This is a genomic window from Enterobacter sp. CRENT-193, from assembly GCF_002787395.1.
Lineage (GTDB): Bacteria > Pseudomonadota > Gammaproteobacteria > Enterobacterales > Enterobacteriaceae > Enterobacter > Enterobacter hormaechei_C.
Window position 1 is genome coordinate 2,045,380 of sequence record NZ_CP024812.1, and the last position, 25,456, is coordinate 2,070,835.

The 25,456-nt window shown below is 54.2% G+C and carries 26 protein-coding genes and 1 rRNA gene; 17 read left to right on the forward strand and 10 right to left on the reverse strand.

Annotation, left to right across the window (positions count from 1 at the left end):
- The first annotated feature begins 30 nt into the window (after positions 1-30).
- The 3 genes from rrf (at position 31) to CU081_RS10130 (ending at position 2,186) form a co-directional block, all read left to right on the forward strand.
- Positions 31-146 (forward strand): 5S ribosomal RNA (rrf, locus tag CU081_RS10120).
- 128 nt (positions 147-274) lie between these two features.
- Positions 275-727 (forward strand): DUF4385 domain-containing protein, encoded by a 453-nt coding sequence (locus tag CU081_RS10125; protein WP_058647525.1) that lies wholly within the window; start codon positions 275-277, stop codon positions 725-727.
- A gap of 151 nt (positions 728-878) precedes the next feature.
- Complete coding sequence (locus tag CU081_RS10130; RefSeq protein ID WP_003860741.1) at positions 879-2,186, forward strand: MFS family transporter; 1,308 nt, start codon at positions 879-881, stop codon at positions 2,184-2,186.
- On the opposite strand, the gene CU081_RS10135 is transcribed toward CU081_RS10130, so the two are convergent.
- The 5 genes from CU081_RS10135 to trxC all read right to left on the reverse strand — a co-directional run bounded on the left by CU081_RS10135 (position 2,183) and on the right by trxC (position 7,905).
- Positions 2,183-2,506 carry a YfiM family lipoprotein gene (locus tag CU081_RS10135; protein WP_003860739.1) on the reverse strand — a complete coding sequence of 108 codons (324 nt, stop codon included), beginning with the start codon at positions 2,504-2,506 and terminating at the stop codon, positions 2,183-2,185. The two genes, CU081_RS10130 and CU081_RS10135, sit on opposite strands and share 4 nt — an antisense overlap.
- Positions 2,507-2,552: 46 nt before the next feature.
- Complete coding sequence (gene pssA, locus CU081_RS10140) at positions 2,553-3,908, reverse strand: CDP-diacylglycerol--serine O-phosphatidyltransferase (protein WP_022651673.1); 1,356 nt, start codon at positions 3,906-3,908, stop codon at positions 2,553-2,555.
- 109 nt (positions 3,909-4,017) lie between these two features.
- Complete coding sequence (locus tag CU081_RS10145; protein ID WP_022651672.1) at positions 4,018-6,681, reverse strand: bifunctional acetate--CoA ligase family protein/GNAT family N-acetyltransferase; 2,664 nt, start codon at positions 6,679-6,681, stop codon at positions 4,018-4,020.
- A 35-nt stretch (positions 6,682-6,716) separates the two neighbouring features.
- Entirely contained in the window at positions 6,717-7,415 is a 699-nt protein-coding gene (gene tapT, locus CU081_RS10150) for a tRNA-uridine aminocarboxypropyltransferase (RefSeq protein WP_003860734.1), read from the reverse strand.
- Positions 7,416-7,485: 70 nt separating this feature from the next.
- Positions 7,486-7,905 carry a thioredoxin TrxC gene (gene trxC / locus CU081_RS10155; protein WP_003860733.1) on the reverse strand — a complete coding sequence of 140 codons (420 nt, stop codon included), beginning with the start codon at positions 7,903-7,905 and terminating at the stop codon, positions 7,486-7,488.
- 204 nt (positions 7,906-8,109) lie between these two features.
- Between trxC and CU081_RS10165 the strand changes: the two genes are divergently transcribed.
- Positions 8,110-9,195, forward strand: coding sequence for a tRNA/rRNA methyltransferase (locus CU081_RS10165; RefSeq protein ID WP_022651671.1), 1,086 nt, complete (start codon positions 8,110-8,112; stop codon positions 9,193-9,195).
- A 39-nt stretch (positions 9,196-9,234) separates the two neighbouring features.
- On the opposite strand, the gene ung is transcribed toward CU081_RS10165, so the two are convergent.
- Positions 9,235-9,924, reverse strand: coding sequence for a uracil-DNA glycosylase (ung, locus tag CU081_RS10170; RefSeq protein ID WP_003860729.1), 690 nt, complete (start codon positions 9,922-9,924; stop codon positions 9,235-9,237).
- Between the two features lie 315 nt (positions 9,925-10,239).
- On the opposite strand from ung, the gene grcA reads away from it, so the two are divergent.
- Entirely contained in the window at positions 10,240-10,623 is a 384-nt protein-coding gene (grcA, locus tag CU081_RS10175; protein WP_003860727.1) for an autonomous glycyl radical cofactor GrcA, read from the forward strand.
- Positions 10,624-10,675: 52 nt separating this feature from the next.
- On the opposite strand, the gene srmB is transcribed toward grcA, so the two are convergent.
- Positions 10,676-12,004: an ATP-dependent RNA helicase SrmB gene (gene srmB, locus CU081_RS10180; protein WP_003860725.1), complete on the reverse strand. Its 1,329-nt coding sequence runs from the start codon at positions 12,002-12,004 to the stop codon at positions 10,676-10,678.
- 132 nt (positions 12,005-12,136) lie between these two features.
- On the opposite strand from srmB, the gene trmN reads away from it, so the two are divergent.
- Positions 12,137-12,874: a tRNA(1)(Val) (adenine(37)-N(6))-methyltransferase TrmN gene (trmN, locus tag CU081_RS10185; protein WP_003860724.1), complete on the forward strand. Its 738-nt coding sequence runs from the start codon at positions 12,137-12,139 to the stop codon at positions 12,872-12,874.
- On the opposite strand, the gene nadB is transcribed toward trmN, so the two are convergent.
- Entirely contained in the window at positions 12,859-14,478 is a 1,620-nt protein-coding gene (gene nadB / locus CU081_RS10190; protein WP_022651669.1) for an L-aspartate oxidase, read from the reverse strand. The two genes, trmN and nadB, sit on opposite strands and share 16 nt — an antisense overlap.
- A gap of 425 nt (positions 14,479-14,903) precedes the next feature.
- Between nadB and rpoE the strand changes: the two genes are divergently transcribed.
- The 11 genes from rpoE to acpS all read left to right on the forward strand — a co-directional run bounded on the left by rpoE (position 14,904) and on the right by acpS (position 24,286).
- Positions 14,904-15,479: an RNA polymerase sigma factor RpoE gene (rpoE, locus tag CU081_RS10195; protein WP_006176728.1), complete on the forward strand. Its 576-nt coding sequence runs from the start codon at positions 14,904-14,906 to the stop codon at positions 15,477-15,479.
- A 31-nt stretch (positions 15,480-15,510) separates the two neighbouring features.
- The gene (gene rseA / locus CU081_RS10200; protein WP_003860719.1) at positions 15,511-16,161 is read left to right on the forward strand and encodes an anti-sigma-E factor RseA; all 651 of its coding nucleotides are present in this window, start codon (positions 15,511-15,513) and stop codon (positions 16,159-16,161) included.
- Entirely contained in the window at positions 16,161-17,114 is a 954-nt protein-coding gene (gene rseB, locus CU081_RS10205) for a sigma-E factor regulatory protein RseB (RefSeq protein WP_003860717.1), read from the forward strand. Before rseA ends, rseB begins: the two co-directional genes overlap by 1 nt.
- Positions 17,111-17,587, forward strand: a complete 477-nt coding sequence (gene rseC, locus CU081_RS10210) for a SoxR-reducing system protein RseC (RefSeq protein WP_003860716.1) — start codon at positions 17,111-17,113, stop codon at positions 17,585-17,587. The genes rseB and rseC overlap by 4 nt, the downstream gene beginning before the upstream one ends.
- Before the next feature lie 185 nt (positions 17,588-17,772).
- Positions 17,773-19,578, forward strand: a complete 1,806-nt coding sequence (lepA, locus tag CU081_RS10215) for a translation elongation factor 4 (RefSeq protein WP_003860714.1) — start codon at positions 17,773-17,775, stop codon at positions 19,576-19,578.
- Between the two features lie 15 nt (positions 19,579-19,593).
- Positions 19,594-20,568 (forward strand): signal peptidase I, encoded by a 975-nt coding sequence (lepB, locus tag CU081_RS10220; protein WP_022651608.1) that lies wholly within the window; start codon positions 19,594-19,596, stop codon positions 20,566-20,568.
- Positions 20,569-20,791: 223 nt separating this feature from the next.
- Positions 20,792-21,472, forward strand: coding sequence for a ribonuclease III (gene rnc, locus CU081_RS10230; RefSeq protein WP_003860711.1), 681 nt, complete (start codon positions 20,792-20,794; stop codon positions 21,470-21,472).
- A complete protein-coding gene (era, locus tag CU081_RS10235) occupies positions 21,469-22,374 on the forward strand; it encodes a GTPase Era (protein ID WP_003860709.1) in 906 nt (301 codons plus the stop codon). The genes rnc and era overlap by 4 nt, the downstream gene beginning before the upstream one ends.
- Positions 22,375-22,391: 17 nt before the next feature.
- Positions 22,392-23,099 (forward strand): DNA repair protein RecO, encoded by a 708-nt coding sequence (gene recO / locus CU081_RS10240; protein ID WP_003860708.1) that lies wholly within the window; start codon positions 22,392-22,394, stop codon positions 23,097-23,099.
- A gap of 75 nt (positions 23,100-23,174) precedes the next feature.
- The gene (gene pdxJ / locus CU081_RS10245; protein WP_003860707.1) at positions 23,175-23,906 is read left to right on the forward strand and encodes a pyridoxine 5'-phosphate synthase; all 732 of its coding nucleotides are present in this window, start codon (positions 23,175-23,177) and stop codon (positions 23,904-23,906) included.
- Complete coding sequence (gene acpS, locus CU081_RS10250; protein WP_003860706.1) at positions 23,906-24,286, forward strand: holo-ACP synthase; 381 nt, start codon at positions 23,906-23,908, stop codon at positions 24,284-24,286. Before pdxJ ends, acpS begins: the two co-directional genes overlap by 1 nt.
- Here acpS and CU081_RS10255 read toward each other — a convergent pair.
- Positions 24,283-24,543 carry a YfhL family 4Fe-4S dicluster ferredoxin gene (locus CU081_RS10255; protein ID WP_003860704.1) on the reverse strand — a complete coding sequence of 87 codons (261 nt, stop codon included), beginning with the start codon at positions 24,541-24,543 and terminating at the stop codon, positions 24,283-24,285. The two genes, acpS and CU081_RS10255, sit on opposite strands and share 4 nt — an antisense overlap.
- Before the next feature lie 56 nt (positions 24,544-24,599).
- Positions 24,600-25,448 carry a MurR/RpiR family transcriptional regulator gene (locus CU081_RS10260; protein WP_003860702.1) on the reverse strand — a complete coding sequence of 283 codons (849 nt, stop codon included), beginning with the start codon at positions 25,446-25,448 and terminating at the stop codon, positions 24,600-24,602.
- Positions 25,449-25,456: the final 8 nt, after the last annotated feature.

Here is a 25,456-nt window from a genome sequence, read left to right on the forward strand (position 1 = left end):
GAAAGACACAGGACAGAGCACAGGAATTTGCCTGGCGGCTGTAGCGCGGTGGTCCCACCTGACCCCATGCCGAACTCAGAAGTGAAACGCCGTAGCGCCGATGGTAGTGTGGGGTCTCCCCATGTGAGAGTAGGGAACTGCCAGGCATCAAACAAGAAAAACCCCCGTACCGTAAGGTACGGGGTTTTTGCTTTGGGCGCGGAAAACATGCCGGATGGCGGCTTCCCCTTATCCGGCCTACAATTGTTAAAACAATTTTAACAATGGTGCCGCTTTGACTCGTCCCTTTGATTATCAACAAGATTTTGCCAATATTAATTTTCGCGAACATCCCGAACGGTATCAGGTTGGCCGGGGTGAGCAGGGCGTATTGATGGTCGAGCCTTATAAAAGCGAAATCCTTCCACACTGGCGTTATAAAAATGCTGAAGTCGCAGCGCGTTCGGCAGAAGAGATCTACGCCCTCTTTGAAGAGTACCGCAGGAATAACGATTTTGTAGGTATGGATATGGCGCGTAAATTCATACAGATGGGATACACCCGTGCCCGGCGATACGCCAATCCTAAAGGCGGAAAAAAGTATGATGAGAAGCGCCAGGTCAAACCCCTCGATCACGATCCAGTAAAAGCAGAGGCCGCTGCGGTATTCAAAACGTGGTGGGATAAAATTCGTGCCGATGAAGATTATTTGCAGCGAAAAAAGGCTCACCAGCAAGCGTGGGGATAATTACTACGTCCGCTAATAATTCGATACCTGATCGAGTTCACAAAATCCAATGAAACATATTGGAAACATTTTATTTACCTAACGATTCGTTTTAAATCCGGTTTTACTGTTTGTGGGCAATGGCCCGCAATGTGAGACAGGGGATTTTAAAATGACAGAAACCGTAGCCAGTGCAGATACGGATAATACAAGTTTAGCAGGCAAGGATACTCGCCGTCGGGTTTGGGCAATTGTTGGAGCTTCATCGGGGAACCTTGTAGAGTGGTTTGATTTTTACGTCTATTCATTCTGTTCACTCTACTTTGCGCATATCTTCTTCCCGTCAGGGAACACTACAACGCAGCTTCTGCAAACCGCAGGCGTTTTTGCCGCCGGGTTCCTGATGCGTCCCATTGGCGGATGGCTGTTCGGCAGGATCGCGGACAGGAAAGGGCGCAAGACATCCATGCTCATCTCCGTATGCATGATGTGCGTCGGCTCGCTGGTGATTGCCTGCCTTCCCGGATATGACACTATCGGAACATGGGCACCGGCGTTGCTGTTGCTGGCACGTCTGTTCCAGGGGCTGTCAGTGGGTGGCGAATACGGCACCAGCGCGACATACATGAGCGAAGTAGCTGTTGAAGGGCGCAAAGGTTTCTATGCATCATTCCAGTATGTAACCCTTATTGGCGGTCAGTTGCTGGCATTACTGGTTGTGGTGATCCTTCAACAAATCCTTAGCGATGAAGATTTACGCGCCTGGGGCTGGCGCATCCCGTTTGCCCTGGGGGCCGCCCTGGCGGTTGTGGCGCTGTGGTTACGCCGTCAGCTTGATGAAACCTCCCAACAGGAGGTCAGGGCGCTGAAAGAAGCCGGTTCGATGAAAGGGCTGTGGCGTAACCGCAAAGCATTTTTGATGGTACTAGGCTTTACCGCCGCAGGCTCGCTAAGCTTCTATACCTTCACCACCTATATGCAAAAATATCTGGTCAACACGACGGGCATGCATGCTAACGTTGCGAGTGTCGTCATGACGGTGGCGTTACTGGTCTTTATGCTCATTCAGCCGATTGTTGGCGCGCTGTCGGACAAAATAGGTCGCCGCACCTCCATGCTGATCTTTGGTGGCATGCTCACCCTGGGGACTGTTCCGCTTTTGACGGCGCTACAGCATACAACCTCTCCGTATGCCGCTTTCGCTTTGATTATGGTGGCACTTATTATTATTAGTTTTTACACGGCAATTAGTGGCATTTTGAAAGCGGAAATGTTTCCCGCACAGGTGAGGGCGCTGGGCGTAGGCCTCTCTTATGCGGTCGCTAACGCCCTGTTTGGCGGATCAGCAGAATATGTCGCGCTATCCCTAAAGTCATGGGGCAGTGAAACGACCTTCTTCTGGTATGTCACCATCATGGGGGCGCTGGCGTTTATTGTCTCCCTGATGCTGCATCGTAAAGGAAAAGGGATCCGCCTTTAATAATGCGCCATCTGCCAGACGGCGTAGCCGGTTGTTGCCCCGGCTACGTCCCAGGCAAAATCTTTCCAGCTCCAGCCGCTTCCCGAGGGGCGGCTATCCCAAAGTTCTTTTGATGCCCCCAGGCTGATGGAGAACATCAGGCCCATTGTGGCACTTCGATCCCGGCTATACCCCTGGTGCAGCGCATACTCATTACCCGCAGCGGACAACATTGCAGACGCCAGAAAGTGTTGAGCTTTATCCTGACCCGACCAGTTATCATTAGCCATATGGCTGCAACCGGTCAGGAAAAGAGGGATTATCAGGAAAGGCGTACGCATTAACAGACTCCATAAAAAAAGCCCCGTCGATGACAGGGCCCGTGTATTACAGAATGCGGCTGATGAGGCGGTCGATACGGATCCGACGTAGACGGCGAATCAGCTTGCGAACTTTCACCGGATAATCAGCGATGCTTTGCAGATCGCGATAGTGACGAACCACGGTGGTATGCGTGCGTATAAGCTCCAGCTCACGATTGCGTTTCGCGGCTAACGCATGCTGAGGATCATGAATAAGGATGGCGTTTTCCAGATCCAGACGCCAGGCGCGTGGGTTCAGGTTATTACCGGTCAGCAGCATCCACTCATCATCCACCCACATCCCTTTGAGGTGATAGCTGTTGTCTTCATCTTTCCAGAGACGCACAACCAGCTGGTCCGTGTTCACATAGTACTGTAAACGGCTCAGGAAGCGGCGCAGGTTAATCTCATAGAGATAAGGCAGTGCGCCGATGATCTTGAAAGGCTGATCTTCCGGAATGAAAAAGTCATTTGCCGTTTTATCCCCGACAATGATTTCCACCTTTTTACCATCACGCAGCAGCTGAATGATATTACGCACCAGAACGGCGGGAAGGTTAAAGTAAGGGGTGCAGATGGTGAGCTTATGTTCAGCGCACGGCATCAAATGAAAGATGGTCTTGTTCAGCAGGCTGGATTTCCCCAGGCCTACTAGGGGCGTAACGGACAGTTCTTCATTACTGGCATCACCCTGAAAACGATAAACCGCATCGCGCAGTTCCTGGCGGAAGGAGCGAACGTCGTTTTTGATTTCCGGGCTTTTCGGGCGATGAGGATCGTCAAGACGGTGCACACCCCGACCATGAACCAGGTTTTTATCAACCCAGTTGAACATGATGTCAGCCATCTGCGGATTGCGGATCAGATGGTAGCGATCGTAGCGGTATTTATCGAGCTGATGGAGATACACATCATTCAGGCTGGCGCCGCTATAAAGGACACTGTCATCAATGATAAATCCTTTAAAATGAAGAACGCCAAGCGCTTCACGGGTATTCACCGGTACGCCATACACCGGTATATCAATCCCCGGATTTTCCTGGGCCGTGCGGCAATACCAGTCAGCATTGGTATTCGAGGCAGCCGCACCAATACGGCCACGCTGAGCACGGTGCCAGTCTACCAGCACGCGAACATCCAGTTCCGGACGCTGACGTTTCGCTTCATAGAGCGCGTTCAGGATCGCACGCCCACCTTCATCTTGTTCAAGATAGAGCGCCACAATGCAAATACGTCGCGTAGCGCTGGCAATCTTTTCAAGAAGCGTCTCCCGGAAATGAGCGGGAGCATAAAAGAACTCTACATCATCAACTGACTGAGAAATCTTCGGTAGTTGAGCAAGGTGTTGTTGATGTTTATTACGCTTAAATTTTGACAACATCACAGTGCGTTTCTTCTCTGTTCATTGAAGGGTTGTCTGTACCAGGCAAACAACATAAGCGGATAATGATACCCCAGTGCCGGTAAAAGTGGGTAACATTTCCAGCAGCTTACTCTTGTTTATCCGTCGAAGTCAGGCTGAGGGACAGAGAGACAATGCCTTCATCCAGCTGGATATCAACGTCAAAACCGAGCTTCCGCGCCAGGGTCACCATACCCCGATTGTTTGGCATAGTAATGCCATTCAGGCGTGACAATCCGTGATCGCGCGTATAACCAATGAGTTTTTCGAGCAGCCGTCTGCCCAACCCCAAACCCTTAAGATCGGAACGCACCAGTACGGCAAACTCGGCATCCACGTTATCCGGGTCGGAAATAGCGCGCGTCACGCCGAGGATCTCCTCTCCCGCTCCGGAACGGCGGACCGCCACAATCGCCATTTCTCGATCGTAGTCGATCTGGGTCATATTGGCTAAATCGTCGTGGGTAAATTCATTGATTTCGCTGAAATAGCGATAGTACAAATCTTCCTTCGTCACCTGCGAGATGAACGCCCGCAGCAGCGGCTCGTCTTCCGGCAGGATAGGGCGAAACAGCGCCCGCTCCCCATTTTTCATCTCCACCCACTCTTCCAGATGAAGAGGATAAGGACGAATGGCGAGACGGCTTTCCGGGTCACCGATATAGGGCGCAATGTCCAGCGTCACGTCCAGGGCGGTAAATTCATTTCCGGAGGCAAGAAGGGGGTGGATATCCAGGCGCTGGATCTCCGCACAGTCAACAATGAGGTTGGAGACCTTCACCAGAAACTGGCTTAATCCGGCGATATCAAGCGGCCGCAGAGCGCTTCTCCCGCGGATTTTTTTGCTTTTGATGGCCTGAATAATTAAATAACGCGCCAGGTTCATGTTCAGAGGGGGAAGCGCGACAACCGCCTGTTCTTCTGGCCGCCACTCAACGCCGCCTTCACCCAGCATAATGAGCGGACCAAAAACCGGATCGTGTTCGACAACCACGCGCAGCTCCTGCGCACCTGCACGGTTGGCCATGCTCTGCACCAGCAGGCCGTGGATCCTGGCCTGTGGCCACGTCATTTTTACGCGATCGATAATGGCATCCGCGGCCTGTTGTACTTCTGTCGCGGTGCGCAGATACAGCATGACGCCCTGCACATCCGATTTGTGCGGAATATCGGGAGAGCGCAGCTTCAGCGCGACCGGATAACCAATCTGCTCAGCAATATGTACCGCCTCAGCGCTGTCGCCGGCAATCCAGGTGGGCAGGGTTTGCATTCCATAACTGCCAAGAATGGGTTGTACCTCATGTGTGTCAAGAGAAGTGGCGCCCTCTTCGATGGCCTGCTGCAAAAGCCTGTGCACATCCACCGAATTTGCGGTGAGATTGCCCGGCAGGGCAGGCGTTTCACGCAGCTGCTTTTGGTTGCGGCGGTATTCAACCATATGCATAAACGCGGTAATGGTGCCCTCTGGGGTACGGTAGGTTGGCAACCCGGCTTCACTAAACAGACGCCGTGCCTCCTGCGAGGAGAATTCGCCGCACCAGTTGGTCAGCAGGGTAACGTATTTGCCGCGGGGATGGTTTCGGACCGCCTCAATCAGCGCACGCGCACTTTCGCTGCCTGGCGCAACCGCGCTGGGCGAATGGATAATCATCAGCGCATCAAAGTCCTGGCTATCCAGCAAAATCGTGATCGCCTTAATGTAACGATCGCTGCTGGCATCATCGCGCAAATCGAGGGGATTATCGGGAACAACGCTTCCCGGTAACGCATCCCGCAGGCGCTGGAGCGTCTCTTCACCCAGCGTGGCCAGCTTGCCGTTGCGTAGCCAGAGCTCGTCCAGCGCCAGGGCGGCGGGAGCTGCACCGTTGCTGACAATCATCAGCTTTTCACCGCGCAGGGGGCGCATGTGGCTTAACGTTTCGACGGCGGAAAAAAGCTCGTGCGTATCCTGTACCCGCAATAAACCGGCGCGCTGGATCGCTGCATCCCATGCGGGATCCATCCCGGAACGGGAATGTAGCAGGCGCTGAGCCGCGGGGCTGCGCCCGCTTTTGATGACCAGAATCGGTTTATTACGTGATGCGCTACGCGACGCCGACACAAAACGACGGGCGTCGCTCAGGTGTTCAAGGTAGAGCAGGATAGCGCTGGTTTTGCTGTCACGCGCCAGGAAATCCAACAGCTCATCGACGTCAATGTCCAGGCTGTCGCCGAGGGCAATGAAATAGGAAAAGCCCATCTCACGCTGCTGCGCCCAGTCGAGGATGGTATTGGATACCGCAGCCGACTGCGAAATAAAGGCCAGTTTGCCTTTACGGATCGGAACCGGGGAAAAACTGGCATTCAGCCCTTGCCAGGGCGCAAGCAGACCGAGGCTATTTGGACCAAGAATGCGCATCTGGTAGCGGCTGGCGCAGGCCAGCAGTTCGGGCTGCTGTTCAGGAGGCGAGGAAAGAATAATGCAGGTTTTACAGCCTTTCTGACCGAGCGACTCAAGCAATTCGAGGTTTCGTTTCGCATGCGTACAGAGCACGGCGAGGTCGGGAACAAACGGTAAACTTTGCACGTCCGGCCACGCCAGCACCCCCTGTACCGCCTTATAAGCGGGCGTAACGGGCATGACCGGGCCGTTAAATCCGCCAGCCAGCAGATTGCGCATCATCAGATACCCTGCGCGGTCCGGTTTCATCGAGGCGCCAATAACGGCAATGGATTTCGGACGGAGTAGCGCTTCTAACCCTCTCTGGCTCATGCAGGCCTCCTGTGAATGCAAGCGACCTGATGATTTTAAACGCTTTCTGCCTCAGTTGCTGTGACACTACCCTTATGAACGGTTTTTCCCGCAAGATAACGTTCGCGGAAGCAGGAGAAGTGACTGCCCAGCGCGCCGGCCGCCTGGGTATCGCCCGCCAGATCCAGTAGCGCTATGGCGACTTCAGCGGTGCAATATTGACCGTCGGCATGCGCTTCACGCAAGCGATAGGCCGAAACACGCGACAGATCGACGGAAATCACCGGCAGCGCATCAAGATAAGGGCTTTTGCGAAACATCTTTCTTGCTTCGGTCCAGGTGCCGTCGAGCATAATAAACAGCGGCGGCTTACCGGATGGTGGCGCCGTAAGTACCTGACGTTGTTCGCCTGCATATGATGCCGGGAAAACGACCATGGGCTGATAGTCCGGGCTTGCCACCAGGTCGAGCAGAGCCTGAGGTGGCTCAGTGCGCGACCACTGAAACGCTGCGGTGTTGGGTAGAATATCGGCGATCAAACGCCCTGTGTTGCTGGGCTTCATCGGTTCGGTATCGAACATGACCAGACAAAAGCGGCTTTTCGCCTCGCTCGGCGCAAGCGTTTCGCACAGACACACTTTCAGCGGTAAAAGGCAGCGCTGGCAGCGGCGAATACGATTGCCTCGGGCCAGAAAAGGGCGGGTGGCGCGCGCAAGGCGCTCGGCGCGTAATTGAAGTACAGCGTTATCAGTCATGGGCGAAAAGGCAGGAAAAACCCCATTTTCGCAGAGGAGAGAACGGGGCACAAGATATGCCCCGCGAATGTTACAGGGATTCGTTTAACCAGCTGTCGAAAGGCGCTTTTGGTACTGCACCATTGAGCATGTCGATCACTTCACCATTTTTGAAAATCATAATGGTTGGAATGCTGCGAATGCGAAAACGGGCGCTGAGTTCACGTTCCGCTTCGGTATTCACTTTGACAAAACGCATTTTCCCGCTGCGCTCTTCAGCCACGTCTTCGAAGATGGGCGCAAAGTTACGGCAGGGGCCGCACCACGGTGCCCAGAAATCGACCACAACAGGCAGATCGTCCTTGAGGAGTTTGTCCAGCGTAGCACCCGTCGCGTTAATGACATCGCCATCAAATAATTCGTGGCCACAACGCCCGCATTTCGCACCGTCATCCATCCGATCGTCCGGAATGCGGTTTAAAGCCTGACAGTTGGCACATACGGTATTCATAACTAACCTCTGATAGAGCCGTGGAACAACGGCAGAACGCCGATAATGTTTCTGATATGTTACATATTATCAGTGAGCCTGTATGAAACGACAACGCGTTTTATTCAATGGGAACAATAGTCACAGGCTTTTGTACGAAATTATGGCTATGAGCTTGCACATCGGGTAATCTGCGCGCTTCGCGCAGCGCTGGTGGAGAAAAGCATGAACGACGAAATGAAAAACAAAAGCGGCAAGGTCAAAGTGATGTATGTCCGCAGTGATGATGACTCTGATAAACGCACCCAAAATCCGCGTACCGGAAAAGGTGGCGGGCGTCCGGCGTCTTCTCGTGCAGACGGTGGCCGTCGCCCCGCCCGCGATGACAGAAATAACCGCGGCGATGACCGCAAACGTGATGACCGTAAGCGTGACGATCGCAAACGCGATGATTTTGTCCGCGACGGTGGATCGCCATGGCGTACCGTTTCTCGCGCGCCCGGTGAAGAGACGACCGAAAAAGCCGATCACGGCGGTATCAGCGGAAAAAGCTTTATCGATCCGGAAGTGCTGCGTCGTCAGCGTGCGGAAGAGACCCGTGTCTACGGTGAGAACGCCTGTCAGGCCCTGTTCCAGAGCCGCCCGGAGTGTATCGTTCGTGCATGGTTTATCCAGAGCGTGACCCCGCGCTTTAAAGAAGCGCTGCGCTGGATGGCGGCGAACCGCAAAGCCTACCACGTGGTTGACGATGCCGAGCTGACAAAAGCGTCCGGTACAGAACACCACGGCGGCGTCTGCTTCCTGATCAAAAAACGTAACGGCACTACCGTGCAGCAGTGGGTTAGCCAGGCGGATGCCGATGACTGCGTGCTGGCGCTGGAAGATGTGGGTAACCCGCATAACCTGGGCGCTATGATGCGTAGCTGCGCGCACTTTGGCGTAAAAGGCGTTCTGTTGCAGGATGCCGCGCTGCTGGAATCCGGTGCGGCGATTCGTACCGCGGAAGGTGGTGCAGAGCACGTTCAGCCGATCACCGGCGACAGCGTGCTGGAAGCCCTGGAGCAATTCCGTAAAGCGGGCTACACCATTGTCACCACCTCAAGCCGTGCCGCTACGCCGTTGTTTAAAGCGACGTTGCCGCGCAAAATGGTGCTGGTGTTAGGTCAGGAGCGCGATGGTCTGTCTGATGCGGCACTCTCCAGCGCTGACCTGAGCGTCTCTATCGACGGCACTGGCAACGTTGAAAGCCTGAACGTATCCGTTGCGACCGGCGTGCTGCTGGCGGAATGGTGGCGTCAGAACAAGGCATAAGCCTTTTATGTGCCGGGCCTGACCCGGCACATTCAAACCCTACTCGCTCTCTGCCGGTAACACAGGCATCCAGTCAATCGGCTTTTCGCCACGCTTTTCCAGCCACTCATTCGTCAGAACAAAATGATTACTGCCAAAGAAACCACGATGCGCAGACAGCGGCGACGGGTGCGGCGCCTTCAGCACGTGATGACGCTGACGATCGATAATCGCCCCTTTCTTTTGGGCATGCGAACCCCAGAGTAAAAACACGACGCCTTCACGATGCTCATTGATCAGGCTGATAACCTTATCGGTAAAGGTTTCCCATCCCAGACTGGCGTGGGAGTGTGCCTGACCCGCCCGGACAGTTAATACGGTATTCAGCAACAGCACGCCCTGGCGCGCCCAGCTTTCCAGATAACCGTGATTAGGGCGGGTGAAACCCGGAATCGTTCCTTCCAGCTCTTTATACATATTCAGCAGAGAAGGTGGGATGGCCACGCCCGGACGCACGGAAAATGCCAGTCCGTGAGCCTGCCCGGGGCCGTGGTACGGATCCTGCCCCAGGATAACCACCTTTACATCGCTCAGTTCGGTGTAGCGGAAGGCGTTAAACACATCTTTCTGCGGCGGATAAATTGTCTGGCCGGCCTGCCGTTCAGCCGCAACGGTACTGAGGGTATTTATAAAATAGGGCTGCTGCTTCTCTTCAGCCAGCACGTCATGCCAGGTTAAAGGTGTTGTCATCTCGCTCTCCTGCGAATCTCATTCTGTGTCTAGCTTACCTGTTAAACCCCAACGAGCAAAATTACCCGCGGAAAAGCAGGCTAAGTGACTCAATTTATGTTGAAAACCAGGCAGGATAAGTTGAATTAGTAACCCTTTAAAATTGATCTAAAACAAAAAATACAGACCACACTCTTTGTGTGGTTGGTGGTTTTGTTGATTTAAATCAATAAATCACCCGGGTCTGAATGTTATATATACACACAACAAACAATGGTTTTACCAATTGGCCGCAAAAGGCCAGCATCAGTTAATGTAGCCTAAGGGAGGCAACACATGATTACAGGTATCCAGATTACTAAAGCTGCAAATGACGATCTGCTGAACTCTTTCTGGCTGCTGGACAGCGAGAAAAACGAAGCGCGCTGTGTAGTAGCGAAAGCAGGTTTTGCGGAAGACGAAATCGTTCCGGTGAGCAAACTGGGCGAAATTGAATACCGTGAAATTCCAATGCAAGTGCAGCCAGAAGTACGCGTGGAAGGTGGTCAGCACCTGAACGTTAACGTCCTGCGTCGCGAAACGCTGATGGATGCCGTTGAGCACCCGGAAAAATACCCACAGCTGACCATCCGTGTGTCTGGCTATGCGGTGCGTTTCAACTCTCTGACCCCGGAACAGCAGCGCGACGTTATCGCGCGTACCTTTACTGAAAGCCTGTAAGGTTTCAGCTTTGGGGGTGGAATAAAAAAGCCGGGAATGTCCCGGCTTTTTTTTACTCTTCCGTTTTTGTCTCTGACGCAGCAGAGCTTGGCTTACGGCGCTTACCAATATTTTTGGTATCGCGGTGGCGCTGTTTAACGCGCGGCTTCTCTTTTTCTTTCTCTTTTCTCTCAGCACGTTTCGCGAGCGCTTTCTTGGACGGTTTACCCGTCATTTTTTCACTCGGCGCACGTGTGGTCGGACGAAGTCCGTCAATCACGCGAGCTTTCAGCGGCTCCTCAACGTAGCGGCCAATTTTCTGTAGCAGCAAATGGTCGTGCGCTTCTACCAGAGAGATAGCAATACCTTTGCGGCCCGCACGGCCGGTACGACCAATACGGTGCAGGTAAGTATCACCGCTGCGCGGCATATCAAAGTTGATCACGTGGCTCACGTCCGGGATGTCGATCCCGCGCGCGGCAACGTCGGTGGCAACCAGCACATTCACGCGGCCATCGGTCAGGCGCTTAATCCCTTCGGTACGCTTAACCTGCGCCATTTCACCTTCGAGATAGCAGTTGTTGATACCGGCATTGCGCAGCATTTCTGCCAGTTCATGCACGCGCTCACGTTTGCGTACGAATACGATGGTACGGGTTGCCTCTTCCTGCTTCAGCAGGTGTTTCAACAACTCAACCTTATGCTCAAGGTTATCTGCGCGGTAGTACCACTGGTGGATCTTCTTACGCTCACGGGTCGATGGCGTAGCGGACACTTCCACCGGATCTTCCAGCAGACGTTCGGCGAAATCTTTAATGGCATCCCCTTCAAGGGTTGCCGAGAACAGCATTGTCTGGTTACGCCAGCGCGTTTCACCCGCGATGTGTTCGATGTCCTGGGCAAAGCCCATGTCCAGCATGCGGTCAGCTTCATCGAGAATCAGCGTTTCCACTGCGCGGCAGTCGAAGTTCTCTTCTTTTATGTATTGCAGCAGACGGCCTGTCGTCGCGACAACGATATCCTGGTTTTCGCTGAACACTTCGGCGTGGTTCATATACGCTACGCCGCCGGTGATGGTCGCGATATCCAGATGGGTGTTCGCCGCCAGCTCACGCGCGTGTTCGGCAACCTGCATCGCCAGTTCACGGGTCGGGGTCAGGATCAAAATGCGCGGCGGGCCTGATTTTTTACGCGGAAAGTCGAGCAAATGCTGCAACACAGGCAGCAAGTAGGCTGCTGTCTTCCCCGTGCCGGTTGGCGCAGAACCGAGCACATCGCGGCCCTCAAGCGCAGGCGGAATGGCCGCGGCCTGAATGGCGGTCGGGCGTGTAAAGCCTTTGCTCTCAAGGGCATTGAGCAGGCTTTCATCGAGTTCAAGTTCGGAAAAAGTCGTTACAGTCATGTTCTACCTCTGTGTGGGGCGCTGATTATAGACGTTACGGCTGTAATCTTCATCTGTTTGTATGGATATCGCTTTTCGACCACTTCGCTTTCCCCTATGCTACTCCAGTTTCACTCAGAAGGTTGCCCTGACATGTCTCAACTCAAAGCGCAGTTGCGCCGCGATGGTTTTACTTTTAAACAGTTTTTTGTGGCGCACGATCGTTGTGCGATGAAAGTCGGTACAGACGGTATTTTACTGGGGGCATGGGCTCCTGTCGCAGGTGTAAAACGCATTCTGGATATTGGTACGGGCAGCGGACTTCAGGCGCTGATGCTGGCGCAGCGAACGGAAGAACACGTCACGATCGATGCCGTTGAGCTTGATCCTCAGGCGGCCCGGCAGGCAAGTGAAAACGCTGCCGACTCTCCGTGGGCAGAACGCATCAGGGTAGAATGCGCCGATGTCCTGACCTGGGCGCCGGAGCAGACCGCGCGTTACGATTTGATTGTTAGCAATCCGCCGTATTTCACGCCAGGCGTGGAATGTGGCACGCCGGAACGCGAGCAGGCACGTTACACCGGCTCGCTCGATCACAAGGCGCTACTGACCAGTGCGGCGGAGCTCATCTCGGAAGAGGGATTTTTCTGCGTGGTCTTGCCTGAAAGCACGGGTAATACCTTCATTGAGATCGCACATGAGATCGGCTGGAATCTGCGTCTTCGTACCGATATTTCGGATACGGAAGGACGCTTACCGCACCGCGTGTTGCTGGCACTCTCGCCGAAAGAGGGCGAGTGCTTTATCGACAGGATGGTCATTCGTGGGCCAGACCAGCGTTATTCCGAAGATTACACAGCTCTGACCCAGGCCTTTTATCTTTTTATGTGAACCTGCGGCGTCAACACCGACGGCCCGGACGTTTCAAGCGGTTCGGGATAGTCCAGCGTATAATGCAGGCCACGGCTCTCTTTGCGCATCATTGCACAGCGCACAATCAGCTCGGCAACCTGCACAAGGTTGCGCAGCTCCAGCAGATTATTAGAAACGCGGAAGTTGGCGTAATATTCATCGATTTCCTGCTGCAACATCATGATGCGGCGTAACGCGCGTTCCAGACGCTTCGTTGTACGTACAATCCCGACATAATCCCACATGAAAAGCCGCAGCTCGTGCCAGTTATGCTGGATTACCACCAGTTCGTCCGGGTTTTCTACCCGACTTTCATCCCATGCCGGCAAGTGTGTTGTCGGACGTGCATAGGGCATGCGTTTGGTAATATCTTCCGCAGCCGACCACCCATACACCAGACACTCCAGCAGCGAGTTTGAGGCCATGCGATTCGCACCATGCAGGCCGGTATAGCTGACCTCGCCGATCGCATACAAACCATCCACGTCGGTACGACCATGATCGTCAACCATCACCCCGCCACAGGTATAGTGGGCGGCAGGTACAATCGGCACCGGATCGCGGGTTAGATCAATACCCAGACTCAGCAGCTTTTCATAAATCATCGGGAAGTGCTGGCGAATAAAGTCTGCCGGTTTATGGCTAATGTCCAGATACATACAGTCCACGCCAAGCCGCTTCATCTCGTGGTCAATGGCGCGGGCCACGATATCCCGCGGTGCCAGTTCACCTCGGGGGTCGAAGTCCGGCATAAACCTGGAACCGTCCGGACGCTTCAGATACGCGCCTTCGCCACGCAACGCTTCAGTTAACAGGAAGTTACGCGCCTGCGGGTGGAACAGGGCGGTAGGATGGAACTGGTTAAACTCCAGATTCGCCACGCGGCAACCTGCGCGCCAGGCCATGGCGATACCGTCTCCGGAGGCGATATCCGGGTTAGTCGTGTACTGGTAAACCTTGGAGGCGCCGCCGGTGGCCAGCACAACGGCTTTTGCCTGGCAGGTTTCCACCTTCTCTTTATTCCGATTCCACACCCATGCGCCGACAACACGGCGCGTGCCGGGCAGGCCAATTTTATCGGAAATAATCAGGTCGACGGCGTTGCTGCGCTCCAGTACCCGAATATTGGGATGGCTGAGGGCTTTGCTGACCAGCGTGGTTTCAACCGCTTTTCCGGTTGCATCAGCAGCGTGCAGAATACGGCGGTGGCTGTGCCCGCCTTCACGGGTCAGGTGATAGCTCTCTTCACCATTAGGCTGAACCTGCGTATCAAACAGCACGCCCTGATCGATAAGCCATTGCACGCAGTGGCGGGCATTGCTGGCGACAAACTCTGCGGCATGCTCATCCACGATCCCGGCACCGGCAATCAGGGTGTCTTCTACGTGCGAGGCAATGCTATCCGTTTCATCAAACACCGCGGCAATACCGCCTTGTGCATAGAAGGTGGAACCTTCGCTCATCGGCCCTTTACTCAGCACGATTACGTTCTGATGTTCCGCCAGGCGCAGTGCGAGGGAGAGGCCGGCAGCACCGCTGCCAATGATCAGTACATCACAATGAAGTTCAGGCGTCGTGTTCATGATGTTTGTTTAATTTACTAAACATGGTGTGGGGAGAATAGCATTGCGATGCGAGATATCGCACGTTTTTTTTGAGGTGTGTTGCAATGACTAAACGGAATCCCGGAGGTTAAATCTGCGCTAAATGGCCGGAAATATTTTGCGAAGCAGATCGTTAGCTTCAGATTTTGTGGTGAAATAAAGCCTGTGTTGCGTTACTCTTCTGACGATAAAGTTAATGATTCTTGTCAGAAAGCGGGTGCGTATCGTGAACAGACTTATAATGAGAGAAAATGAATGGTCTGCGGCGCGATGAACAAAAACAAAGGCGTTACGGAACTTATTGAAGAACAGACACTCTAATTCGGTGCTTGCTCAAAGTGCAATGTTGTTAGAGTGGCGTTTCGATAACGCGTGGAATTTGGTTTGGGGAGACATTACCTCGGATGAGCGAGCAGTTAACGGACCAGGTCCTGGTTGAACGGGTCCAGAAGGGAGATCAGAAAGCTTTTAACCTACTGGTGGTGCGCTACCAGCATAAGGTAGCGAGTCTGGTTTCCCGCTATGTACCGTCAGGCGATGTTCCTGATGTTGTACAAGAGTCTTTTATTAAGGCCTATCGCGCGCTGGATTCATTCCGGGGGGATAGTGCTTTTTATACCTGGCTGTATCGTATTGCAGTCAATACGGCTAAGAATTATTTGGTTGCTCAGGGCCGGCGTCCGCCTTCAAGTGATGTTGACGCTATCGACGCAGAAAACTTCGAAAGTGGCGGCGCGCTGAAAGAAATTTCGAACCCTGAGAACTTAATGTTGTCAGAAGAACTGAGACAAATCGTTTTTCGCACGATCGAGTCGCTCCCGGAAGATTTACGCATGGCAATTACGTTACGGGAGCTGGATGGCCTAAGCTATGAAGAGATAGCCGCCATCATGGATTGTCCGGTCGGCACGGTTCGTTCACGAATTTTCCGTGCGCGAGAAGCCATTGATAATAAAGTTCAACCGCTTATCAGGCGTTGACGATAGCGGGATACTGGAAAAGGTATTAGGCATGCAGAAAGAAAAACTTTCCGCTTTAATGGATGGTGAAACGCTGGATAATGAGCTGCTCGATGAGTTGTCTCATTCTCCCGAAATGCAACAGACCTGGGAGAGCTATCATCTTATCCGCGACACGCTGCGCGGTGATACCAGTGAGGTTCTCCATTTCGATATCTCAGCACGCGTTATGGCGGCCATTGAGAACGAACCTGTTCATCAGACCACGCCGCTGATTCCTGAAGCGCAGCCTGCACCTCACCAGTGGCAGAAAATGCCGTTCTGGCACAAGGTGCGTCCATGGGCCAGCCAGCTCACCCAGATGGGGGTCGCTGCGTGCGTATCGCTTGCAGTTATCGTTGGGGTCCAGCACTATAACACTCAGTCTGAAGCCAATCAGCAACCTGAAGCGCCAGTGTTTAATACGCTGCCGATGATGGGTAAAGCCAGCCCGGTTAGCCTGGGCGTACCGGCAGATGCCTCCGCAAGCGGCGGACAGCAACAGCAGGTACAGGAGCAGCGCCGTCGCATCAATGCGATGTTGCAGGATTACGAGTTGCAGCGCCGTCTGCACTCCGAGCAGCTTCAGTTTGAGCAGGCCCAAACCCAGCAGGCTGCTGTGCAGGTGCCAGGAAACCAAACTTTAGGAACGCAATCGCAGTAATGAAGCAACTTTGGTTCGCCATGTCTTTGATGGCGGGTAGCCTGTTCTTCTCTGCTAACGCCTCGGCTGATGTTTCATCCGGGGCGTTGTTGCAGCAAATGAATCTGGCCAGCCAGTCACTCAATTACGAGTTGGCATTTATCAGCATCAATAAGCAGGGTGTCGAATCGTTACGCTATCGCCACGCCCGCCTTGATAACCAGCCGCTCGCCCAGCTTTTACAGATGGATGGCCCGCGTCGGGAAGTGGTCCAGCGTGGGAACGAAATCAGCTATTTCGAGCCTGGCCTTGAGCCGTTTACGCTCAATGGTGACTACATCGTTGACTCCCTGCCGTCGCTCATTTACACCGATTTTAAACGTCTCGCCCCCTACTATGATTTTATCTCGGTGGGGCGAACGCGTATTGCCGACAGGCTGTGCGAAGTGATCCGCGTTGTTGCGCGGGATGGGACGCGTTACAGCTATATCGTCTGGATTGACGCAGAGACGAAGTTGCCGATGCGCGTTGATCTGCTCGATCGCGACGGTGAAACGCTGGAGCAGTTCCGTGTGATCTCCTTTGACGTAAACAGTCAGGTCGGCAACAGCATGCAGAATCTGGCCAAAGCCAGCCTGCCGCCTTTGCTTTCCGTGCCTGCCGGCGATTCTGTCAATTTTAACTGGGTACCATCCTGGATCCCGCAAGGGTTCAGCGAAGTTTCCAGCAGTCGTCGCCAGCTGCCTACTATCGAAACTCCGGTTGAGTCGCGACTCTATTCCGATGGGCTGTTTAGCTTCTCGGTGAATATTAATCGCGCTACGGCGAACAGTTCCGAACAGATGCTCCGTACCGGTCGCCGGACGGTCAGCACGACGGTGCGCGATAATGCGGAAATTACCATTGTCGGTGAATTACCGCCGCCAACGGCAAAACGTATTTCAGACAGCATTAAATTCAGGGCTGCGCAATGATTAAAGAGTGGGCCACGGTCGTATCCTGGCAGGATGGCGTAGCGCTTGTTAGCTGTGACGTTAAAGCATCATGCAGCAGTTGCGCTTCGCGAGCCGGTTGCGGCAGCCGCGTGTTGAATAAGCTGGGGCCGCAAACGTCGCACACTATTACTGTGCCGAGCGCTCAGCCGCTGGTGGCAGGGCAAAAAGTGGAGCTCGGCATCGCTGAAGGTAGCCTGCTCACTTCCGCCATGCTGGTTTACCTTTCTCCGCTCGCAGGCCTGTTCGTGATGGGCGGGGTTTTCCAGATGCTGTTCGGCACAGATTTGGCCGCCATGTGCGGGGCCGCGTTGGGCGGCGTGGGCGGGTTCTGGCTTGCTAAAGGCGTTTCCCCAAGGCTTGCCGCCCGGGAAGCGTGGCAGCCTGTCATCCTCAGCGTTGCACTGGCACCCGACCAACTTCGTGTTGAGACGCTCTCTTCTGAGGCCCGGTGATCTGCCGGGCTTTATTATTATTTACATCGCCATAAAGAAAACGCCGTCTCTTCGCGCTATACCTGGCTCTAAGTGCAGTTCCAGCTGACGAGGATGTAGTGTAGAATGCTGCGTTTTCGCACTGAAAAACGTCAGGCTAAGAACAGCGGCCTCCAGGAATTCGTAAGGCATAATTATTTAACTATATGAAGAACATACGTAACTTTTCGATCATTGCTCACATTGACCACGGTAAGTCGACGCTGTCTGACCGTATTATCCAGATTTGCGGTGGCCTGTCTGATCGTGAAATGGCAGCCCAGGTTCTGGACTCCATGGACCTGGAACGCGAACGCGGTATTACCATCAAAGCGCAGAGCGTGACGCTCGACTATAAAGCTTCCGATGGTGAAACCTATCAGCTGAACTTTATCGACACCCCAGGGCACGTTGACTTCTCTTATGAAGTGTCACGCTCGCTGGCGGCCTGCGAAGGCGCGCTGCTGGTGGTGGATGCCGGACAGGGCGTAGAGGCCCAGACGCTGGCAAACTGCTACACCGCCATGGAAATGGATCTCGAAGTGGTGCCAGTTCTGAATAAAATCGACCTGCCAGCCGCCGATCCTGAGCGCGTAGCGGAAGAGATTGAAGACATCGTCGGTATTGATGCGACCGATGCAGTGCGCTGCTCGGCGAAAACCGGCGTCGGTGTTCCGGATGTACTGGAACGTCTGGTGCGTGATATTCCGCCGCCGGAAGGTGACCCGGATGCGCCGCTACAGGCGCTGATCATCGACTCCTGGTTTGATAACTACCTCGGCGTTGTTTCGCTGGTGCGTATTAAAAACGGCACCATGCGTAAAGGCGACAAAATCAAGGTCATGAGCACCGGCCAGGTCTACAACGCTGACCGTCTGGGCATCTTCACGCCAAAACAGGTTGACCGTACCGAGCTGAAATGCGGCGAAGTGGGCTGGCTGGTCTGTGCCATTAAAGACATCCTCGGCGCGCCGGTGGGTGATACCCTGACCGGTGCACGTAACCCGGCAGATAAAGCGCTGCCAGGCTTCAAAAAGGTGAAACCGCAGGTTTATGCGGGTCTGTTCCCGGTCAGCTCTGACGATTACGAAAACTTCCGCGATGCGCTCGGAAAGCTGAGCCTCAACGATGCCTCCCTGTTCTACGAGCCAGAAAGCTCAACGGCGCTGGGCTTCGGCTTCCGCTGTGGCTTCCTCGGTCTGCTGCACATGGAGATCATTCAGGAACGTCTGGAGCGTGAATACGATCTGGATCTGATCACCACCGCCCCGACGGTTGTCTACGAAGTAGAAACCACGTCGAAAGAGGTGATCTACGTCGACAGCCCGTCCAAGCTCCCGCCGCTGAATAATATTCAGGAACTGCGCGAGCCTATCGCAGAGTGTCACATGCTGCTGCCGCAGGAGTTCCTCGGCAACGTGATCACCCTGTGTATTGAGAAGCGTGGCGTGCAGACCAACATGGTTTACCACGGTAACCAGGTGGCGCTGACCTATGAAATTCCGATGGCGGAAGTAGTGCTCGACTTCTTCGACCGTCTGAAGTCTACCTCCCGTGGCTATGCGTCGCTGGACTACAACTTCAAACGCTTCCAGGCCTCGAACATGGTTCGCGTGGATGTACTGATCAACGGCGAGCGTGTTGATGCCCTGGCGCTGATCACCCACAACGATAACGCACCGTACCGTGGTCGTGAGCTGGTTGAGAAGATGAAAGATCTCATCCCGCGTCAGCAGTTTGACATTGCGATTCAGGCGGCCATTGGTAACCACATCATTGCCCGTTCAACCGTGAAGCAGCTGCGTAAAAACGTTCTGGCTAAGTGCTATGGCGGCGACGTCAGCCGTAAGAAAAAGCTGTTGCAGAAGCAGAAAGAAGGTAAGAAGCGTATGAAGCAGGTCGGTAACGTTGAGCTGCCGCAGGAAGCATTCCTTGCCATCCTTCATGTTGGTAAAGACGGTAACGGTAAATAACCTTAAGGAGTTAGCATGGCGAACATGTTTGCCCTGATCCTGGTCATCGCTACCCTGGTGACAGGTCTGTTGTGGTGCCTGGATAAGTTTATCTTCGCCCCAAAACGCCGTGAACGTCAGGCTGCCGCGCAGGCAGCCACGGGCGATGCGCTGGACGCGAAAACCCTGAAAAAAGTCGGCCCAAAACCAGGCTGGCTGGAAACAGGGGCATCGGTATTCCCGGTGCTGGCGATTGTGCTGGTGGTGCGTTCTTTTATCTATGAACCGTTCCAGATCCCGTCAGGATCGATGATGCCAACGCTGCTGATCGGTGATTTCATTCTGGTTGAGAAGTTTGCCTATGGCATCAAAGATCCGATCTACCAGAAAACGCTGATCGAAACGGGTCATCCGAAACGTGGCGACATCGTGGTGTTTAAATATCCGGAAGATCCACGGCTGGATTATATTAAACGCGCGGTAGGTCTGCCGGGCGATAAAGTAACCTACGATCCGGTGGCGAAAGAGGTGACCATTCAGCCAGGCTGTAGCTCTGGAACTGCATGTGAAAATGCGCTGCCAGTCACTTACTCCAACGTTGAGCCAAGTGATTTTGTGCAGACCTTTGCCCGCCGTAACGGCGGTGAAGCGACCAGCGGATTCTTCCAGGTGCCAAAAGGTGAAACCAAAGAGAACGGTATTCGTCTGGTTGAACGGAAAGAAACGCTGGGCGATGTCACTCACCGCATTCTGACCGTGCCAATCGCACAGGATCAACTGGCAATGTACTACCAGCAGCCAGGCCAACAGCTGGCGACCTGGATTGTGCCACCGGGACACTACTTCATGATGGGTGACAACCGCGATAACTCTGCGGACAGCCGTTACTGGGGCTTTGTGCCGGAAGTGAATCTGGTCGGTAAAGCAACCGCTATCTGGATGAGTTTTGAGAAGCAGGAAGGCGAGTGGCCGACCGGCGTTCGCCTGAATCGTATTGGCGGAATTCATTAATTTTCGTCAAAAATAACACGTAGCGGCTTTTATTCGCCGCTACGTGAATTATTTCAGCGATAAATCTCTTTGAACTAACGACATCCCCTGTCGTTGTGTATAGAATATTCCCCCGAAGTTTAAGGTTGGCCCTGCAAGGGTGCCACGGCACACGAAACCGCGTTGGTTTTCTCAGGTCGGTTTCGTGTGCTGCATTTTTGACGCATTCATTTATTGGTATCGCATGAACCCCATCGTAATTAATCGGCTTCAACGGAAGCTGGGCTACACTTTTCATCATCAGGAGTTGTTGCAACAGGCATTAACCCATCGCAGTGCCAGCAGCAAACATAATGAGCGTCTCGAGTTTTTAGGCGACTCTATTTTAAGTTTCGTGATTGCAAATGCGCTTTATCATCGTTTTCCGCGTGTGGACGAAGGTGATATGAGCCGCATGCGCGCCACGCTGGTGCGCGGCAATACCCTCGCTGAAATCGCACGCGAGTTTGAGCTGGGTGAATGTCTGCGTCTGGGGCCAGGTGAGCTGAAAAGTGGTGGTTTCCGTCGTGAATCCATCCTTGCCGATACGGTCGAGGCATTGATCGGTGGCGTGTTCCTGGACAGCGATATCCAGACCGTAGAAAAGCTGATCCTGAACTGGTATCAGACCCGCCTGGACGAAATCAGCCCGGGCGATAAACAAAAAGATCCTAAAACGCGTCTGCAAGAATATTTGCAGGGTCGTCATCTGCCGCTGCCATCCTATCTGGTGGTGCAGGTACGTGGCGAAGCGCACGATCAGGAATTTACCATCCATTGCCAGGTCAGTGGCCTGAGTGAACCGGTGGTCGGCACGGGTTCAAGTCGTCGTAAGGCTGAACAGGCTGCCGCCGAACAGGCGTTAAAAATGCTGGAGCTGGAATGAGCATCGACAAAACCTATTGCGGATTTATTGCCATCGTCGGACGTCCGAACGTTGGCAAATCCACCCTGCTGAATAATCTGCTTGGGCAGAAGATTTCTATCACCTCGCGTAAGGCGCAGACCACGCGTCACCGCATCGTCGGTATCCATACTGAAGGCGCGTATCAGGCGATTTACGTCGATACCCCGGGCCTGCACATGGAAGAGAAGCGCGCCATCAACCGTCTGATGAACAAGGCGGCGAGCAGCTCCATTGGCGACGTAGAGCTGGTGATTTTCGTTGTGGAAGGCACCCGCTGGACGCCGGACGACGAAATGGTCCTGAACAAGCTGCGCGACGGCAAAACGCCGGTGATCCTTGCGGTCAATAAAGTGGACAATGTGCAGGAAAAAGCCGATCTGCTGCCGCACCTGCAATGGCTGGGCAGCCAGATGAACTTCCTCGACATCGTTCCGCTGTCTGCGGAGACGGGTCTGAACGTTGATACCATCGCGGGCATCGTGCGCAAGCATCTGCCGGAAGCGACTCATCACTTCCCTGAAGACTACATCACCGATCGCTCTCAGCGTTTTATGGCGTCTGAAATCATCCGTGAGAAGCTGATGCGTTTCCTGGGCGCTGAACTGCCGTACTCTGTGACGGTGGAGATCGAGCGTTTCCAGAGCAACGAGCGCGGCGGTTACGATATTAACGGTCTGATCCTCGTTGAGCGTGAAGGGCAGAAGAAGATGGTGATCGGTAATAAAGGCGCCAAGATCAAAACTATCGGAATCGAAGCCCGTAAAGACATGCAGGACATGTTTGAAGCACCGGTTCACCTGGAACTGTGGGTGAAAGTGAAATCTGGCTGGGCCGATGATGAGCGTGCGCTGCGCAGCCTCGGTTACGGCGAAGATCAGTAACCTAAGACGACGAGCATATGGATGGATGGCAGCGCGCCTTTGTCCTGCATAGTCGTCCCTGGAGCGAAACCAGCCTGATGCTGGACGTCTTCACGGAAGAGTCCGGTCGCGTGCGCCTTGTTGCCAAAGGCGCACGATCCAGACGTTCTAATCTCAAAGGTGCCTTGCAGCCTTTCACCCCACTGCTGGTCCGCTTTGGCGGGCGAGGGGAAGTCAAAACCCTGCGCAGTGCTGAAGCCGTTTCCCTCGCGCTTCCTCTTTCTGGTATCACGCTCTACAGCGGTTTGTACGTCAACGAACTCATCTCACGGGTGCTTGAACATGAGACCCGCTTCTCTGAACTTTTCTTTGATTACCTGCACTGTATCCAGTCGCTCGCTGGCGCAACCGGCACTCCTGAGCCTGTGCTGCGTCGTTTCGAGCTGGCGCTGCTCGGTCACCTTGGATACGGTGTTGATTTTCTGCACTGCGCGGGGAGTGGGGACGAGGTAGAAGATACCATGACCTATCGCTATCGTGAGGAAAAGGGCTTTATTGCCAGTGTCGTCGTCGATAACAGCACCTTTACCGGGCGCCAGCTCAGAGCACTGTATGAACGCGAGTTCCCGGACGCCGACACCCTGCGTGCGGCAAAACGCTTTACCCGAATTGCGCTCAAGCCGTATCTTGGGGGCAAACCTTTAAAGAGTCGCGAATTATTCAGGCAGTTTATGCCGAAACGCTAATGTTTTACCCCTCACCCCAGCCCTCTCCCGGAGGGAGAGGGAGAAGGTAAATGAACAAAAATACCGAGGATTGTCATGGCTGAATTACTGTTAGGCGTCAACATCGATCACATTGCCACCCTGCGCAACGCGCGCGGCACGGCGTATCCGGATCCGGTTCAGGCGGCGTTTATCGCCGAGCAGGCTGGGGCGGACGGCATTACCGTCCATCTGCGTGAAGACCGTCGCCACATCACCGATCGCGACGTGCGTATCCTGCGCCAGACGCTGGATACCCGCATGAATCTGGAGATGGCAGTAACGGAAGAGATGCTGACGATTGCCTGCGATACGAAGCCGCATTTCTGCTGCCTGGTGCCGGAAAAACGACAGGAAGTGACCACCGAAGGCGGTCTGGATGTGGCCGGGCAGCTCGACAAAATGCGCGATGCCTGCAAACGCCTGGCGGATGCCGGTATCCTGGTTTCACTGTTTATCGACGCCGATTTCACCCAGATTAAAGCCGCTGCCGACGTGGGCGCGCCGTATATTGAAATTCACACCGGCTGCTATGCCGATGCTGAAAACGACGCAGCGCAGGCGAAAGAGCTGGAGCGGATCGCCAAAGCGGCAACCTACGCCGCGAGCCTGGGACTGAAGGTTAACGCCGGTCACGGCCTGACCTATCACAACGTAAAAGCCATCGCTGCCCTGCCGGAAATGCACGAGCTGAACATCGGCCACGCCATTATTGGTCGTGCGGTGATGAGCGGCCTGAAAGAAGCGGTTTCCGAGATGAAGCGCCTGATGCTGGAAGCGCGTCAGTAATGGCTATTCTGGGCTTAGGCACCGACATCGTTGAAATAGCCCGCATCGAAGCGGTGATCGCCCGGAGCGGCGATCGCCTCGCAAGACGCGTGCTGAGCGATAACGAATGGGCTATCTGGGAGGCGCATCAGCAGCCGGTGCGCTTTCTGGCAAAGCGTTTCGCGGTAAAAGAGGCGGCGGCGAAAGCGTTCGGCACGGGCATTCGTAACGGCCTGGCGTTTAACCAGTTTGAAGTGTTTAACGATGAGCTGGGTAAGCCACGTCTGCGTTTATGGGGCGAGGCGCTTAAGCTGGCGGAGAAGCTGGGCGTGGCGCACATGCACGTAACGCTTGCAGATGAACGCCACTACGCCTGTGCGACGGTGATTATCGAAGGTTAAATTTTGTCCGCATGGTGCATCAGGACAAACTTATCCCACAGCTGTTCTTCGTTCTCGACATGTGCCGGATCTTTTAAGATCGTATTGGGAATGGGGCACACCTTCTGGCAGGTCGGCGTCTCATAGTGGCCAATGCACTCGGTGCAGCGGTCGCTGTTAATCTCATAAATGCTGTCGCCCATCGAAATCGCCTCGTTCGGGCATTCGGGTTCGCACATATCGCAGTTGATGCATTTTTTGGTGATTAACAGCGCCATCAGGAAATTCTCAGAAACATCACAAACAGGGCGGGCATTATACGCTCATTCGTTGTTCAAACCAGTTTTTTTACCAGCTCTTCGCTGTGACGAATACGCTCTGGCGCACGCTCCAGATCCTGCTGAACCAGCGCCATAAACAGCAGGTCCGTCAGCATCATCTGCGCACTCGTCGACGAAATCGCCGCGCTGCGAGTGGCCTGTTCCTCGGCGATGGTATACAGACAGCGGGTGGCCCGCTGCTGGAGCGCATTCGGGCTGAAGCCAGTAATGGCCAGAATTTTTCCTCCTACGCGCAGGGCTTCGTCGGTAGCCATATTAATTTCACGGCGCTCGCCGGAATAGGAGATGGCCAGCAGTAAATCGTCAGGATCCATGGCCTGCACGGTCGCCAGCAGCGCGTGCATATCCTGTTCAACGATGGCGTTATAGCCGATTTTTGTCAGCTTCCAGCCAAAGTTACGCGCAACCAGTCCGGACGCACCGATCCCGGTCAATACAATACGCCGCGCGTCGCGAAGCATGGCTACGCTTTCCAGCAGCTTCTCTTCCGTGTTCACATCCAGCGTGGCATGCATTGCCGCCACGTTCTCTTTGATCAGCTTTTCGCCGACCAGACGCATCGGATCGTCGCCGCGGATCTGGTTATGCACCGGCATTGACTGCGGATTAGGGTTGCTTACCAGTGCTTCACTGATCGCCAGTTTTAGCGCCGGAAAGCCTTTATAGCCTATCTTCTGGGCAAATTTCACCACGCTCGACTGGCTCACCCCGGCTTCACCTGCCAGCTGCTGGGAGCTGAGGTGTCGCGCGCGATCGGGCTGGGAAAGTAAATAATCCGCCAGCTTTTTGTCACTCTGGGCAAACCCTGCGTAGCGCTGGCGAATACGAATTAAACAGTTCATACGGTCTC

Coding starts and splice junctions, on each gene's coding strand:
- CU081_RS10130 (WP_003860741.1), top strand. CDS start 879: ATGACAGAAACCGTAGCCAGTGCAGATACGGATAATACAAGTTTAGCA.
- CU081_RS10135 (WP_003860739.1), bottom strand. CDS start 2,506: ATGCGTACGCCTTTCCTGATAATCCCTCTTTTCCTGACCGGTTGCAGC.
- pssA (WP_022651673.1), bottom strand. CDS start 3,908: ATGTTGTCAAAATTTAAGCGTAATAAACATCAACAACACCTTGCTCAA.
- CU081_RS10145 (WP_022651672.1), bottom strand. CDS start 6,681: ATGAGCCAGAGAGGGTTAGAAGCGCTACTCCGTCCGAAATCCATTGCC.
- tapT (WP_003860734.1), bottom strand. CDS start 7,415: ATGACTGATAACGCTGTACTTCAATTACGCGCCGAGCGCCTTGCGCGC.
- trxC (WP_003860733.1), bottom strand. CDS start 7,905: ATGAATACCGTATGTGCCAACTGTCAGGCTTTAAACCGCATTCCGGAC.
- CU081_RS10165 (WP_022651671.1), top strand. CDS start 8,110: ATGAACGACGAAATGAAAAACAAAAGCGGCAAGGTCAAAGTGATGTAT.
- ung (WP_003860729.1), bottom strand. CDS start 9,924: ATGACAACACCTTTAACCTGGCATGACGTGCTGGCTGAAGAGAAGCAG.
- grcA (WP_003860727.1), top strand. CDS start 10,240: ATGATTACAGGTATCCAGATTACTAAAGCTGCAAATGACGATCTGCTG.
- srmB (WP_003860725.1), bottom strand. CDS start 12,004: ATGACTGTAACGACTTTTTCCGAACTTGAACTCGATGAAAGCCTGCTC.
- trmN (WP_003860724.1), top strand. CDS start 12,137: ATGTCTCAACTCAAAGCGCAGTTGCGCCGCGATGGTTTTACTTTTAAA.
- nadB (WP_022651669.1), bottom strand. CDS start 14,478: ATGAACACGACGCCTGAACTTCATTGTGATGTACTGATCATTGGCAGC.
- rpoE (WP_006176728.1), top strand. CDS start 14,904: ATGAGCGAGCAGTTAACGGACCAGGTCCTGGTTGAACGGGTCCAGAAG.
- rseA (WP_003860719.1), top strand. CDS start 15,511: ATGCAGAAAGAAAAACTTTCCGCTTTAATGGATGGTGAAACGCTGGAT.
- rseB (WP_003860717.1), top strand. CDS start 16,161: ATGAAGCAACTTTGGTTCGCCATGTCTTTGATGGCGGGTAGCCTGTTC.
- rseC (WP_003860716.1), top strand. CDS start 17,111: ATGATTAAAGAGTGGGCCACGGTCGTATCCTGGCAGGATGGCGTAGCG.
- lepA (WP_003860714.1), top strand. CDS start 17,773: ATGAAGAACATACGTAACTTTTCGATCATTGCTCACATTGACCACGGT.
- lepB (WP_022651608.1), top strand. CDS start 19,594: ATGGCGAACATGTTTGCCCTGATCCTGGTCATCGCTACCCTGGTGACA.
- rnc (WP_003860711.1), top strand. CDS start 20,792: ATGAACCCCATCGTAATTAATCGGCTTCAACGGAAGCTGGGCTACACT.
- era (WP_003860709.1), top strand. CDS start 21,469: ATGAGCATCGACAAAACCTATTGCGGATTTATTGCCATCGTCGGACGT.
- recO (WP_003860708.1), top strand. CDS start 22,392: ATGGATGGATGGCAGCGCGCCTTTGTCCTGCATAGTCGTCCCTGGAGC.
- pdxJ (WP_003860707.1), top strand. CDS start 23,175: ATGGCTGAATTACTGTTAGGCGTCAACATCGATCACATTGCCACCCTG.
- acpS (WP_003860706.1), top strand. CDS start 23,906: ATGGCTATTCTGGGCTTAGGCACCGACATCGTTGAAATAGCCCGCATC.
- CU081_RS10255 (WP_003860704.1), bottom strand. CDS start 24,543: ATGGCGCTGTTAATCACCAAAAAATGCATCAACTGCGATATGTGCGAA.
- CU081_RS10260 (WP_003860702.1), bottom strand. CDS start 25,448: ATGAACTGTTTAATTCGTATTCGCCAGCGCTACGCAGGGTTTGCCCAG.